This window comes from Clostridium sp. HBUAS56017 (assembly GCF_007115085.1).
GTDB classification, from domain to species: domain Bacteria; phylum Bacillota; class Clostridia; order Clostridiales; family Clostridiaceae; genus Clostridium; species Clostridium cibarium.
This window is the reverse complement of record NZ_SULK01000022.1, coordinates 41937-56045: the sequence shown is the minus strand read 5'-3', so window position 1 is coordinate 56045 and position 14109 is coordinate 41937. Positions and strand designations below refer to the sequence as shown.

Annotated in this window: 14 protein-coding genes; all 14 read right to left on the bottom strand. The window is 30.9% G+C overall.

The window, feature by feature from the left end; translation table 11 throughout:
• Window positions 1-66 precede the first annotated feature (66 nt).
• The gene (locus FAY47_RS16280; RefSeq protein ID WP_143317977.1) at window positions 67-1014 is read right to left on the bottom strand and encodes a hypothetical protein; all 948 of its coding nucleotides are present in this window, start codon (window positions 1012-1014) and stop codon (window positions 67-69) included.
• Window positions 1001-1492 (bottom strand): sigma-70 family RNA polymerase sigma factor, encoded by a 492-nt coding sequence (locus FAY47_RS16275; protein WP_143317975.1) that lies wholly within the window; start codon window positions 1490-1492, stop codon window positions 1001-1003. The genes FAY47_RS16280 and FAY47_RS16275 overlap by 14 nt, the downstream gene beginning before the upstream one ends.
• A gap of 365 nt (window positions 1493-1857) precedes the next feature.
• Entirely contained in the window at window positions 1858-2553 is a 696-nt protein-coding gene (locus FAY47_RS16265) for a hypothetical protein (protein WP_143317974.1), read from the bottom strand.
• 22 nt (window positions 2554-2575) lie between these two features.
• Complete coding sequence (locus FAY47_RS16260) at window positions 2576-3670, bottom strand: radical SAM protein (protein WP_143317972.1); 1095 nt, start codon at window positions 3668-3670, stop codon at window positions 2576-2578.
• Window positions 3671-3854: 184 nt separating this feature from the next.
• Window positions 3855-5768, bottom strand: coding sequence for an anaerobic carbon-monoxide dehydrogenase catalytic subunit (gene cooS, locus FAY47_RS16255; protein ID WP_143317970.1), 1914 nt, complete (start codon window positions 5766-5768; stop codon window positions 3855-3857).
• Between the two features lie 211 nt (window positions 5769-5979).
• The gene (locus FAY47_RS16250; RefSeq protein WP_143317968.1) at window positions 5980-6159 is read right to left on the bottom strand and encodes a hypothetical protein; all 180 of its coding nucleotides are present in this window, start codon (window positions 6157-6159) and stop codon (window positions 5980-5982) included.
• Window positions 6160-6356: 197 nt separating this feature from the next.
• Window positions 6357-7454 carry a glycosyl hydrolase 53 family protein gene (locus FAY47_RS16245; RefSeq protein ID WP_143317967.1) on the bottom strand — a complete coding sequence of 366 codons (1098 nt, stop codon included), beginning with the start codon at window positions 7452-7454 and terminating at the stop codon, window positions 6357-6359.
• Window positions 7455-7509: 55 nt separating this feature from the next.
• Window positions 7510-8436 (bottom strand): 1-phosphofructokinase family hexose kinase, encoded by a 927-nt coding sequence (locus tag FAY47_RS16240; protein ID WP_143317965.1) that lies wholly within the window; start codon window positions 8434-8436, stop codon window positions 7510-7512.
• 267 nt (window positions 8437-8703) lie between these two features.
• Window positions 8704-9558 (bottom strand): tagatose bisphosphate family class II aldolase, encoded by an 855-nt coding sequence (locus FAY47_RS16235; RefSeq protein ID WP_143317964.1) that lies wholly within the window; start codon window positions 9556-9558, stop codon window positions 8704-8706.
• Between the two features lie 13 nt (window positions 9559-9571).
• A complete protein-coding gene (gene lacG, locus FAY47_RS16230) occupies window positions 9572-10999 on the bottom strand; it encodes a 6-phospho-beta-galactosidase (protein ID WP_143317963.1) in 1428 nt (475 codons plus the stop codon).
• 44 nt (window positions 11000-11043) lie between these two features.
• Complete coding sequence (locus FAY47_RS16225; protein WP_143317961.1) at window positions 11044-12720, bottom strand: PTS lactose transporter subunit IIBC; 1677 nt, start codon at window positions 12718-12720, stop codon at window positions 11044-11046.
• 78 nt (window positions 12721-12798) lie between these two features.
• Window positions 12799-13113, bottom strand: coding sequence for a PTS lactose/cellobiose transporter subunit IIA (locus FAY47_RS16220; protein ID WP_143317960.1), 315 nt, complete (start codon window positions 13111-13113; stop codon window positions 12799-12801).
• 36 nt (window positions 13114-13149) lie between these two features.
• The gene (gene lacB, locus FAY47_RS16215) at window positions 13150-13668 is read right to left on the bottom strand and encodes a galactose-6-phosphate isomerase subunit LacB (protein ID WP_143317958.1); all 519 of its coding nucleotides are present in this window, start codon (window positions 13666-13668) and stop codon (window positions 13150-13152) included.
• Window positions 13669-13683: 15 nt separating this feature from the next.
• The gene (gene lacA / locus FAY47_RS16210; RefSeq protein ID WP_143317957.1) at window positions 13684-14109 is read right to left on the bottom strand and encodes a galactose-6-phosphate isomerase subunit LacA; all 426 of its coding nucleotides are present in this window, start codon (window positions 14107-14109) and stop codon (window positions 13684-13686) included.

The following is a 14109-nucleotide window of genomic DNA, read 5'->3' as shown; positions in this document are numbered from 1 at the left end:
TTTTTCATTTATAATACAAAAAAGAATACTTAAAGCCTTTATTGCTCTAAGTATTCTTTTTGATTCTTATTTATTATATAAACTACTCATAATAATATTTATTATTGACTCTTCATTAATTCCATCTTTTGATGAAATAGAATATGATACATCATCCTTTTTCCAAGTTGCTAGATTAACTACTTTATTTTTATATCCCTCTAAACATATAATAGTTCCATCTATTTCATGTGTATTCTTAATTTCATATTCATTATAATCACCACTTATATCTCCAGTAACTTTCCCAGCTCTAAATTTTACTATATCCTTCCCATAATTATATTCTATTTCAATCGTATCATTTCCTATAACACATATATTATGTATGCTAAGTTCAGCAGGGATTTCTTTTATATGATTTATTTTTAATTTTATTACATCTTCAGCTTCCTCTAGTGTTTTACATTCCTTAATCCCACTTCCACAAACAGTTGAAAGTCTCCCTCCATCATAATTCCTATTCTTATCATTATCATTGTCTCTATTATCATTATTGTCACTATCATTGTTATTACTATCATTACTTTTGCTTTCATTATATTTTGAATAATCACTTTTCTTATAGTTTTCAACATTACTATTATATTTATTTATACTATCATATTCTTTTAACATTTTATCATTTTGAATATAACTATTCTCCGTACCCTCTTTATCTTTATCATATGATTTGCTTATTTTCACTTCTTTAGAATCATTATTCGTATCATTTATTTCTTCCTGTTTTAAATTATTACTATCATATTTATTTAACTGATTATTCATATTCATGACATTAAAAGATATAACTACTATAAAGCATAAAGCAATAATTTTTACCTTTCTTATAAATACGCTATATTTCTCTATTCCCGGTCTCTCACTTTGAATTTTTATATTTTCATTGAGCACATTATGGAGTATTCTTTTTTTCATATTTTCAGTCATAACAATTTTATTTAACTCTTCTTTGTATCTCTTACTCAAAATCATACTCCTCCTTTAACTCTTTCTTTAATATCTTCCTTCCCCTACTAAGTAATGAACGAACCGTTGCTTCTTTCTTATCTATAATAGATGCAATTTCCACTGTTGTATAATCCTCATAATAATATAAATAAATAATTTCTCTATATTTTACTGGAAGTTGCATTACTTTATTAAGAACATTACCATCTTTATATTGGTCATAATATGGAATTTCTATTAATTCTGCTCGTTTTCTAAACCAAGCAGATTTTAGTTTGTTTTTGCAAATATTTCTTGTAACACAAATAAGCCAATTGTTTTTATGATCATTACTTTTAAAGCCCCCTATATTTTTAAGCAATTGTATAAAGACCTCTTGTACTACATCCTCTGCATCATAAATATTTTTCATATATGAATATGCAAGCCTCAGCAGCATATCTCCATAATCATCTAAATCTTGTGAGATAATTTCATCTATACACAATGAAATCTCATTCATTATAAACCTCATCCTTCCATCCTGTAGTACAATTAAGTAATTATGAAATCCATCCTAAGTTGTGCATTCTTCATCTAGAGGTTATAAATATAAAATAAATATATCATTAGATTTTTCTCGCCTTCTAAGTTAAATACTATTTTTGGTTTTTCTAAATATGATACAATTTAACTTATAAAGATGTTGCAATAAATATAAATATTATTATATTTCCTCTTTCTATAATATCTAAATTATATATTCTTGTAACCAAAAGATGATCACTTATATTTAGAGTTAATATCATTGATATCGAAGGAATATATACTTTAAAAATAAAAAATCCCTCATAGCACCTCTACCATAAAGGATTAAATAGTATCTTTTTATTCTTGTTTAAGCGGATTAAGCTTCATATAACTACTATATTGATAAGGATAAAACTCCTTTAAATGTTGTAAATAGCTTATCCATTGAAAAGTTAATGCCTTATATACCCTAACTACATCCCCTTTAAGGTGTGCACAATCCTCCTTAGTTAATTCTTTATATCTTACAAGTACAATCTCATCCCTTAAATGTACCAAAGCGATGAGTAAATCAGCAAAAGTCTCATGCTCCAAAATATTTTCATTACTTATAAGATTGGCTAAAACATCTCTATTCTGAACCACAAGCTCTTTCAATTGCTGATAATCAATCTTTTGAAAATCTATATCATGATCATATTCTCTTAACCAATCACCACATGATTTCAAATCATTAAAATCTAGTTTTTCTTTTTTTATACTTTCATCTCCAGCTACTATAATCTTTAAAAGTTTGTATCCAATATCGCTGAAAAAAAGTCCAACTAGCATATTTAGTTTACTTAATCTTTCATTATAACTACGTCTTTCTGCAAGCTTGTCAAACAGCACAGTTACAGCAAGAATATTTATTGGAATAAAACAAATATTCATTACAGAATAGTATATGGTATTTTCCAGTTGTCCAAAAATTTCATAATGGATAAAGAACATCCCAAACGATAAAATTATTAAAATGATAGAAACAAATAAATAGTGCTTTAAATTTTTCATATGTACTCCTTTTAAATTCTTACTACTTAATATTTAGCAAATCTTTTACATCACTTTCCTTTTGAAAAAGAAGACATCCTCCATAATGTTCTCCAACTAACATCTCAGTTTCATTAAGTCTTCTAAATAATGGGGATTTTAAGGTTTCTCTCAAACTAGTATTACCTAGATTAGTATCTGAATATGGTGAAAATGGGCATGGTTCTGCTGATCCATCTACATTTATATGAAAGAACCCCCTACCTGCAGCTAGACATCCTTCTGAATATTTCTCATCACCAGGGAATGATATAAAAATAGAATCTTTATACTCTTCTCTAAGCTTTTGCTGTCCCTTTTCCAATATGCTCCTTTCATTATCTGTAGGTGCTAAATACTTAGTCCCTTCCGTTACAGGAACATATTCTACAAAAATTAATATCTTACACCCTTTTTTATATAAACCATCAAAGAAATCCTTACCAGTAACAGTGTTAATATTTTCTCTAGTAACTGTTACAGATACCCCATATAATATACCTTTTCTATTTAGGTTATCCATTAACCTGATTAATGCATCATAAGTTCCTTCTCCACGTCTATTATCAGTTTGACTTTTATCTCCTTCAATACTAAGCATAGGAAGAAGGTTCCTGCTTTTATCAAATAATTTTAAATAATTTTCATCAAAGATTATTCCATTTGTGAATATGGGAAACATAATATTCTTTACTTTTGCTGCCTTTTCTATTATATCCTTTCTCATTAAAGGTTCTCCACCTAAAAGAACTATAAAAGGTATTCCTATATCTTTTGCTTCGTTAAATATTTCTTTCCATCTCTCACTAGATAACTGTTTCTTTTGCAACCCTTCACCACAGGATTTATTTGCTCTCGCATAACATCCCTTGCAAAACAAATTACAGCTACTGGTTATACTTGAAATCAAAAAGACAGGAACATTCTCTCCTTTCTCCTGAAGGTTATCTCTTTTCTTCTTGGCTTCCTTAACAGATAATGAATACTTTAATATAAACTTAGTTTCTTTTGGATTCTTTAAAGAAGCTTTCATTGCACCTTTCACCATATTCTCAATACCATTACTCATATACTCCGCTAAATTAAAATCACTCCCCATTTTACCTCTCCCTATAAAATTATTAGCTAATTACCATAGATATTTTAATTTCTATTTTCATTATAACAACTTCTATATGTATATTGTGAAGTTATCACAAAATTCCAATACGACTTAAATGTAATCTTATATAAAAAAATAGCAGTCAACCTAAATAAGTTGAAACTGCTATTTTAAAATATATCTAACTTAGCCCTAAACCTTTTCTTTTGCTTATTATATGTGCTTCAATATCATTTGCTACTTGCACTGGATCATCTCCTAATGCAATTTTCCCACCTGTTAATCCTTCAACATCCTGTGTTAATAATTTTACCAATTTTTCTGCCCCAGTTAAAAATGGTGTTGGAGATAGATGAGTATATGCTCCATAAGCTACTGCAAACACTCCATCTATAGTAGCTTTCTGCTCCATCCATTCAGGAGCTGTTACTGCGATTGGAAGCTGTGGTACATCCACATCAAGATGATTAGCTAGCTCAGTTACAAGCATAGATATTCTTCCTGTATCTGTGCAAGTTCCAAAGCTTAAAACAGGAGGTATCTTTAACATATTGCATACTTCTTTTAATCCTTCTCCTGCCATATTTATTGCATCAAGATTACATAGTCCTGCCACTTCTAAAGCATGATTTCCACATCCACCTGCTACTACTAAAATATCTTTTTTAATTAACTGTTTTACTAGATTAACTGAATTCCAATCTTGAGGTCCATTTCTTAATGTAGAGCAGTTTGCTAAAGCAACTACTCCTTTAATCTTTCCTGCTGCAATTACATCAACTAAAGGATCCAATTTATTTCCTAATGCTTTTAAAACTGCTTCTGTTGAAAATCCTGCTATGGCTTTCTGTGTTATTTTAGGAACCTTTGGTGTAACTTTATCTTTTCTCTTTTTAAAGTTTTCAATAGCTAAATCAATTAAGTTATCTGCCATTTGATCTACTTTTGAAGGATCATATGGAATCATATGATCAAGTCCTGGAAGATTAATAATAGTACTTACTCCTACTAAAGTTACCTGATATTTTTCAGCATAACAATCTATTGCAGGTGGTGAACAATTTTCTTCCATAGCTAAAACATCTACAGTTCCTGTAGCTAAAAGAGGTTCTATTGAAAGCCAATTACCCATTAATCCTACAAATACATCATCCACTTCAAATCTTTGTAGTAATTCTTGACCTGTTTCAATTGATCCTACTACTCTAACTCCTTTTGCTCCAGCATCCTTTGCCCTTTGTTGAACTTCTTGCATCTTTGCCTTTTGTATAGTAGCTACCCCCGGCCAAGGTTGATGCCCATTAAACACAATATTTACATACCCTGGATCCATAATACCTAAATCAACATTTACTTCATGTGGCATAGGTGTTCCAAATAATATATCTTGTGTCATTTCTAATCCAATTTGTGCAGTATATATTGTGGATAACCCTAATCTTAATGCTTTTTTTGCTAAAGATACATGATCTCCATCAACATTTGTCAAGCAGCTTGCTACTGCATTTTGCTCATCATGTACTACTCCATTTGGATATATATCAAGATCTTTCCAAACTTGTTTTCTCTTATTTGGAGCAAAAACTTCTACCATCACACTTGGTTCTTCAACATCTTTACCCATTTCAGCTTCTAAAAAATCAGCTAATTGTATAGCCATTTTGTTTGTATCTTGATTTGTGTTTATTCCAACTTTTTCACACATCCATTTTAATTTATCAACATCTTTGATTGTAAATGGAGTCTTTCCTTCTCCAGTTGCTCTCAATGTTCTAAAAGCTTCATATGCATGATGTCCATAGGTGCCTGCTCCCATAATATTTCTTAGAAGCATATTTCTCATTGCCATGGCATCTGGTCCAATACCACAAACACCCTTTTGTTGCTCTCCTTTAAGATTAATTCTACAAGGCCCCTGTGAACATAACTGACAACTTAAACCTTCTAAACAGAACTTACACCTTATCTTTTCTTGAGCAGCCCACCTATCAAATACGTTAGTCATTCCATCTTCTCTAATTCTCTTTAGCATCTCTTCTACAGAATCATGATAACTGACACGCCCCTCTGTTTTTTCTAGTATAGTTTCACTCATTAAATATACCTCCTATAATAAACATCTTATATAAATAATTTTCATTGAAAACTCTTTTACATAACATATTAATTAGTATTTCTAATAAAAAAGTTATTATACATGTATATTCTGAGCTCTAATCATACAAAAAAATTAGGGGATACCCAAACCTTTAGATATCTCCCAACTTTGAATTCTATAACCTTATTATTATAAAAGTACTTCTCTCTTATTTTTCTTCAATAAGCTTTTTCAACTTATTTTGAACTAACCACAATTTCTTTTGTTTTCTATTAAATGCTACCATCCTATTCTTATTATTCTTATTTTCCTCAATTAATCTTATATATTCTGCATCCGCAATTTTTAATGCATCTTCTATTACTAAAAGTTCTTCCTTAGAAAACATAAAACTCCTCCTAAATAACACATTCTATATTTTAAAAATTTTATTCATTACTTTTTATTCTATATTTTACTATATTCTTTGTAAATATAATTTATAAAAAACTAGCTTAGCACCTAAGACTAAGCTAGTTTATATCAATTTAAACTCAGAAATTCTATTAAAAGAGTCACTCTTATTAAATAAGGCACCTCTTATTTTTATTTAAATGCGTCTATTGCTGTTGAGAATTTTAGAACATTATTAGACACTTTAGTTGTTGCTCCTAATGGATACTTATCAGGAAGAACACTTGAATTAGCCTCAGGTTCCCAATAGAATACACCTAGTCCCTTTCCATTTGGAACAGCTTTTACTTTATTTATTACTGCTTTAACCATGTTATAAGTATTTGTAGGATTACTTTCAAGTCCTCCAACTTCACAAATCATAACTTCTTTTCCATAACGAGCTACCATATCATTTAAATTGTTACCTAATGCATTAATATTTTTAGTATAATCAACGTTATTCCAATATGGATAATATGACATTCCTATCACATCGTATTTAGCTCCCGCTGCTTTAAGTCCATCAAAAACACTTCTATATAAACTATTATCAGCCCCATTAGATAAGTGAATAATAGTCTTTGAAGATGGACTTACTGCCTTGATTGCATCATACCCCTGATTAATTAATTGAGCCCAGTTACTATAGTTTGAAGTACTTGCTGTAGGCCATAACATCCCTGAATTTGTTTCATTTCCTATCTGTACCCATTCTGGAGTTACTCCAGCATTTTTCAATGCATTCATAACATAATATGTGTGACTATAAACATCTTTTTTTAGTTGATTAAAATCATGATTTACCCATGCTAAAGGTTTGTCTTGATAAGCTGGATCTGCAAAATGGTCACTATAATGAAAATCAAGCATTACTCTCATCCCAAGCGCCTTTGCACGCTTAGCCATATAGATTACACCAGTTGTATCTGCATAACCTAATATACAACTTGTTCCATCATTTTTAGTCCATTGAAAATTTGATGGCGGATTAACAAATACTCTTAGTCTTACAGAATCAATTCCATGATCTTTTAGGATTTGAAGTGCGTCTTGTTGAGCTCCATTGTCATTTTGCCACTTTACTCCTTTATTCTCCAATTGATTTAACCAACCAATATCAGCTCCTTTTGCAAAGGTAGTAGCAGCTTGTACAGGTATTGGCTTTGAAGCAATTCCAAGGGCAACCCCTGTTAACACTGATAAACTAAGAACTCCTGATATAATGGCTTTAATACTTTTTTTAAACATACTTTTTCCCCCCCCTGTAAAATATTGGATTTATAATATAGCGAATCATAATATATTAGATTTCTTCAACTACAACTTTTTCAAGTAATTCATTAACTACATTTTCTTTTACACAACCTGTTTCCTTCTCTATAGCATTTGCTGTTCCACAAGCTGAAGCCAATTGCAGTATTTCTTTTATCCCATATCCTCTTTCTAATGCAACTGCTATTCCTGCTACATATGAATCTCCTGACCCAACTGTATTAACTACCTGAACTTGAGGAAATGTTACTTTATAAAATTTTCCTTCATAGCCAGCTATTGAGCCTTCTTCTCCTAAAGATATTGCAACAAACTTTATTCCACTTTTTTGAAATTCCTTAATCTCTCTTATTGCATCTTCTACACATGTAATTTTTCTTCCTGTTAATACTTCTATCTCATCTCTGTTAGGTTTAATAAAGTAAGGCATTCCTTTAACACCTTCTCTTAAAAGTTCGCCACTACTATCTAGCAAAAACTTTTTGCCTTGAGAATTTGCCATTTCTATTAACTTCTTATAGAAGTCAACAGGAATATTTCTAGGAACACTTCCTGAGGCTACAACTACACTAGATAGAGAAAGCAGACTTTCATATTTTTCTAGAAATTCTTGCTGTTCTTCTATGCTAACTTCAGGTCCTGGTTCCAGTATTTCCGTTTGTACAAGATCATCTGTTATAAAAGCTAAACATTCTCTTGTTTCTCCATTAATTTTTACAAAATCCTGCTTCACTCCATAATCTTGAAGCTTTTCTTGTATAAACTCTCCACTTTTCCCACCAAGAAACCCCGTTGCTATGCAATTTTCCTTTAGGATAGTAGCTACATTAGCAACATGTAAACCTTTGCCCCCAGGTGTATTTTCTACAGTCCTTGCTCTCATTACTTGACCTTTTTCTATGTCTTTAATCTCATATCTTTTATCTATTGATGCATTCAAGTTTATAACTAATATCATATTTTTTCTCCTTTTATGGTGTACCATTACTAATCAATCAAATATTTTTATATCTCCGCTAGTATCCTGATTCTTATAAAGGCGTAGATTATTAAATTCTACGCCTCTTCTATTGTGTTTTTTTATTTTATGTTTTAATATTAATCTGTACAATTTTTTTATTTATTTTTACTTGTCTTAGGTTTAGTATATCTATTCCTAAGATTTTTTTTATATCTTTCCATCGCATATCGACAATTATTTGTTCTATATATGCTAGTCCTATTTTTAATATCTATTTGCACTTCCGCATACTTCAATCTTATGTTTTACTATCTTTTTCATAGCATCTTTTCCAGGAGTCATATATTTTCTAGGATCATTCTCCTTTGGATTTTCTTTAAAAAATTCCTTTACTGCATCTGAAAATGGAATCTTTAAATCAGTTGCAACATTAACTTTGCATATTCCAAGAGAAATGGCCTTCTTTACTAACTCATCTGGCACATCCGATGCCCCATGAAGTACTAATGGTATACTAACTTTATTTCTTATTTCTTTTAATCTTTCAAAATCAAGCTTTGGTTCTCCTTTGTATAACCCATGAGCTGTGCCTATTGCAACAGCTAATGAGTCTACTCCTGTCCTTTTTACGAATTCTGCAGCATCATCAGGATTTGTGTACATTGTATCTTTTTCATCTACAACTAAATCATCTTCTCTTCCACCTAGTTTTCCAAGTTCAGCTTCTACAACAGCATCATATTCATGAGCATATTCAACAACTTCCTTAACAATTGCTATATTCTCTTCAAAAGGCTTCTTAGAAGCATCGATCATACAAGATCTAAACCCAATATCTATATCTCTTTTAATGGCCTCAACATCTTCAAAATGATCTAAGTGTATAGCTATAGGTATCTCATATTTCCCTGCCGCTACTTCTGCCATAGCCTTTACATAGTCTGGTCCAGCATATTCTTCTATTGTGGATGGAGTTCCTGCTATTATTACTGGAGATTTCATCTCCATTGCAGTTTCAACAACCACTTGTAATGTCTCTAAATTATGAATATTAAATGCTGGAACTGCATAACCTTCTCTTTGTGCCTTTAAAAGCATCTCTCTTGTTGATAATATCATCTTCTATCATCTCCTAATATTCAATTTCATTTGAATCTACTAGTTCTTTAGTTTCTACAATCTTTTTATACCAATAAGCACTTTTCTTTGGATATCTCTTTTGATCTTTATAATCTACATAAAATAAACCATAACGTTTATTGTATCCATTTGACCAAGATAATACATCCATTAAAGACCATACATAATAACCTTTAACATTAACCCCTTCATCTATAGCTTTTAGAATGTATTCAAAATGTTTTTTAATATATTCTATACGAGGTGTATCATCTATCTTTCCATCAACAAAATCATCCTTATATCCCATTCCATTTTCAGCTATATATACTTTTTTATAATTAGGATAATCCTTCTTTATTCTAAGTAATGTTTGATACATTCCTTGTGGATAGATTGGCCAATCCCAATCAGTAGTTTCAACTTCTGGATTATTAACACGAGCACCTATTCCTTTAAGGGCAAAGATACTTGTCCCTTTTTCACCAGTTCCATTATGATGAATTTTACTTTCTCCTTCATAAGCCTTTAGAAAATGACTAGAATAATAATTCATTCCTAAGAAATCAATTTTCTTAGCAGCTGCCTTAATCACATCCATATCTCCATCATAAATTGCTAACTTTCCATTATTTTTAGAAAGTATTTCATTTACTGTTTCTAATGTTTCTTTGGCGTACTCACCTTTAAAGCATGCATCAAGCATAAATTTATTTGCTAATGTATCATCTAAATAAGCTGCTCTTTTATCTTCCTCAGAATCTGTTATCGGAACCTTTCCTTCAAGAGTGTGAACTATTCCAATTTCACCATTTAAATTCATGCTCTTATATAATTCAATTACTTTAGCATGAGCAACCATCATATTATGCATAATTTGAACAGCTTTTTCTATGTCATATCTTATACTTGGTGGAAAGTTCCCAATTATATATCCATTTTGTGCTACAGACCAAGGTTCATTAAATGTTGCCCACTGCTTAACCCTGTCTCCAAAATTCTCAAAGCATACCTTTGCAAAATTAACAAAGTTATCTATATTCCTTCTATCTAACCAGTCACCATTTTTAAATAATTGTAATGGTGTATCAAAATGATGTAATGTTACAAAAGGTTCTACATTGTTCTTTAAGCATTCATCAATAAGATCATTGTAATATTTAATACCTTTAGGATTAACTTCACCTACTCCATTTGGAATTACTCTACTCCATGAAATAGATACTCTTATTCCATTCACTCCAAACTTATTTGAAAGTTCAAGATCATCTTTATACTTATGATAAAAATCACTTGCTACATCCCCATTAAATTTGCTTTCTGGTCTATTTAAATATTCATCCCATTCACATGGACCTCTTCCTTCTTCTTTAGCTGCCCCTTCAACTTGGTAAGCTGCTGTTGCTCCACCAAATATGAAATCATCTTCAAATTTATTCATATTATTCATTACCTCCTGCCATTACTATTGTTATGTTGTGTATATTATTTATTTATTAAGTCTAATGCAAACTTTAATGCCGCATCTGGATCTCTAGTTAATTTTACATATTCTTGACCTGAAGTTGTTGCTGATTTAGTTCCCTTTGCATCACAATCGCTCTTTAATTCGTCATACATTGATGCCATTTGTGGGGCTAATACAATTAGATCAAAATCTGTTATCTTTTCTTTATGTTGACCATAAGCCATAGCTATTGAATCTAAGTTTACTCCATGTTCTTTAGCGCCCTTTGATATTGCTTTTGCAAGCATACTGCTTGTAGCACCACTTGCACAAAGTACTAATACTGCTAATTCTTTATCTGTTTTACTTTCTAACTTAACCTCTTTTAACGCAGGTTTAACAGTTTCCTCTTTAACTTGTACTACTTCCTCTACCCCTTCAACAGCTATTTGAGCTTCCTTAGCAAGTAATTCTCTATCATAGTACTTAAAGAATGGATAATAAATTACAGTGTCAATTACTAATAATAAGGGCGCTAGTACAAATGATAATTTTGCAAATCCTGTTCCTAAAATTAAACCTATTGTACCTGGGGTTGTCCATGGTAAGGTATAAATAAATCCATTCATTCCTAAACCATCAATAAAGAATTTAAATAACCATACATTTACTATTGGAGTCACAATAAATGGTACAAATAATATCGGATTTAATACAATTGGTGCACCAAATAATATTGGTTCATTTACTGCAAATAGTACTGGAATAATAGAAGTTCTACCAACTGCTTTTAATTGTTTTGATTTAGCTATAAAGGCACACATAGCTGTAAACATTAAAGTAGCACCAGTTCCTCCAAGAGTTGCTACGAAATATGAAGTTCCATGAGTCAATGCATTAACTGCATGTTCACCAGATTGGAATAATTTTAAATTAGCATCAACATTTGCTATATATATTGCTGTTACTGCTGGCTCTACTATAGATGGTCCATGAATACCAACAAACCAGAACATTGCCATAGCTCCAAATATTACAGCTAATCCTGCATATCCATCTGCTGCTGTAAATAAAGGCTTAAACACTTCTAAAATCCATGCACTGAAACTCATTCCAGCTACATCTCTGAATCCTATATCTACTAACCAAAAGAATAAAACTGATAGAGCTAATGGAATTAAATCTGCAAAAGTTTGTGATATATTATGTGGAACTTCATCTGGCATTTTTATGGTAACATTATTCTTAACACATACTTTATAGATATTAGGAACTATAAATGCTACTACAAAGGCTGATAATAATCCCTTTGTTCCCATATAAGTACTTGAAAATCCACCTTCAATAGAATCTACACTTAGTAATAAGAAACAACTTATAGATACAATCATTACTGATACTGGATTGATTTGTCTAAGCTTAGGTAATTTATTGTTAAAATTATCTGCTAGACTTTTAGCAATTGTTGCTACCATTAGAACTGCTAATATTCCCATTGAATAGTTATATGCTTTCCAAAGCATATTACTTACATCATCAGACCAATAAAAATCAAATATATTAGGCACACAAGCGATTAATATGAATATACTTGAAAATAAAACAACAGGTATACAACCGATAAATCCATCTCTAATTGCTCTCAAATACGGATTATTTGATATTTTTTCAAAGGCTGGTTTCATCTTTTCAATTAGTTTAATTAACTTTCCCATTATATAATTCCTCCTCAGATTAGATTACTATAAATCGCCCTATAAACTACTTTATCTGACGTTTATTATTTTTTTAGGCTAATTACATTTCTTACTTAATTTTAAGAAACCCTTTACAACATCCCTTAAAAGCATCACTGTCATTAAGTGATCTTGTGCATGAACCATCAAGAAACTAACATCTACCTTTTCTCCTCTTGCTTCCATTTGGATCATATTTGTTTGAACTTTATGAGCTTCTTGGATACAATCATTTCCCTCTTCTATTAATTTTTCTGCCTTATCAAATTCTCCATCTGTAGCTGCATTCATAGCTTCTATATATTTAGTTCTCGCATCTCCTGCAAAAGCTACTATTTCAATTGTTGTTAATTCTAATTCTTCTCTAGTCATTTAAAATCATCCTCCCAATCAAGCTATTTATTATTATTAATCGTGATATTCTCCTCTGTCCCACTTTTCTAAAAATTCATCAAAGAAATGTTCATTTCCAAACTGATCATCCTTTTGAGTTGTTATAGCATCTATTTTAGCTATAATCTTTTTATCTTCTTCAGTTGGTTCAAATTTTGTTTCTAGGAAAGCATCTATTATATTTTCCATTAACCCAACTCCTGTTATTCTTCCACCAAATGCAATTATATTTGCATTTAAATGCTTCTTAGCATACACAGCTGTCGATACATCCCTTACTAAAGCTGTTCTTGTCCCTACAACCTTAGCTGTAGAAGCACTTATTCCAACGCCTGTCCCACAAAGAACTACTCCTAAATCAGCTTCCTTAGATACAACTTTTTCAGCTGCTTTCTTTCCAAATATAGCGTAATGTGTTCTTACATGATCATAAGTTCCACAATCTATTACCTCATGTCCTTTCTCTGTTAAGTACTCTACTATATGTATTTTTCTATCTGTAACAATATGGTCACATGCAACTGCAATTCTCATCTTCTATTCCTCCTCTTATAACATTTTATTCAACATATCTACTCTTATTTGATGTCTTCCACCAGCATATTCAGATTCTAAATATGCATCTACTAATGCTTCTGCTAATTTTTCTCCTACTATTCCTGAACCAATTGCTATAATCGATGTATTATTATGGCTTCTTGTCATATAAGCTGAATGTTCATCTGAAACTTCTGCACATATAATCCCTTTATGCTTGTTAGCTGCCATAAAAGATCCAGCACCATATTCATCTATTAATATTCCTCTATCCCCTTCATTAGATAAAATTCCTTTGCAAACTCTATCTGCCGAATCTACAAAATCCACTTCATCTTCTGTTTTATCCAATACATCATGGCCCTTTTTTAATAAATAATCCTTTAAATATTCTTTTAACTTTATTCCTGCTTTATCTGAACCAATTAAAACTTTCAC

Excerpts from the sequence above, each read along its gene's own strand:
- FAY47_RS16280 (WP_143317977.1), bottom strand. The coding sequence starts at position 1,014 with ATGATTTTGAGTAAGAGATACAAAGAAGAGTTAAATAAAATTGTTATG.
- FAY47_RS16275 (WP_143317975.1), bottom strand. The coding sequence starts at position 1,492 with ATGAATGAGATTTCATTGTGTATAGATGAAATTATCTCACAAGATTTA.
- FAY47_RS16265 (WP_143317974.1), bottom strand. The coding sequence starts at position 2,553 with ATGAAAAATTTAAAGCACTATTTATTTGTTTCTATCATTTTAATAATT.
- FAY47_RS16260 (WP_143317972.1), bottom strand. The coding sequence starts at position 3,670 with ATGGGGAGTGATTTTAATTTAGCGGAGTATATGAGTAATGGTATTGAG.
- cooS (WP_143317970.1), bottom strand. The coding sequence starts at position 5,768 with ATGAGTGAAACTATACTAGAAAAAACAGAGGGGCGTGTCAGTTATCAT.
- FAY47_RS16250 (WP_143317968.1), bottom strand. The coding sequence starts at position 6,159 with ATGTTTTCTAAGGAAGAACTTTTAGTAATAGAAGATGCATTAAAAATT.
- FAY47_RS16245 (WP_143317967.1), bottom strand. The coding sequence starts at position 7,454 with ATGTTTAAAAAAAGTATTAAAGCCATTATATCAGGAGTTCTTAGTTTA.
- FAY47_RS16240 (WP_143317965.1), bottom strand. The coding sequence starts at position 8,436 with ATGATATTAGTTATAAACTTGAATGCATCAATAGATAAAAGATATGAG.
- FAY47_RS16235 (WP_143317964.1), bottom strand. The coding sequence starts at position 9,558 with ATGATATTATCAACAAGAGAGATGCTTTTAAAGGCACAAAGAGAAGGT.
- lacG (WP_143317963.1), bottom strand. The coding sequence starts at position 10,999 with ATGAATAAATTTGAAGATGATTTCATATTTGGTGGAGCAACAGCAGCT.
- FAY47_RS16225 (WP_143317961.1), bottom strand. The coding sequence starts at position 12,720 with ATGGGAAAGTTAATTAAACTAATTGAAAAGATGAAACCAGCCTTTGAA.
- FAY47_RS16220 (WP_143317960.1), bottom strand. The coding sequence starts at position 13,113 with ATGACTAGAGAAGAATTAGAATTAACAACAATTGAAATAGTAGCTTTT.
- lacB (WP_143317958.1), bottom strand. The coding sequence starts at position 13,668 with ATGAGAATTGCAGTTGCATGTGACCATATTGTTACAGATAGAAAAATA.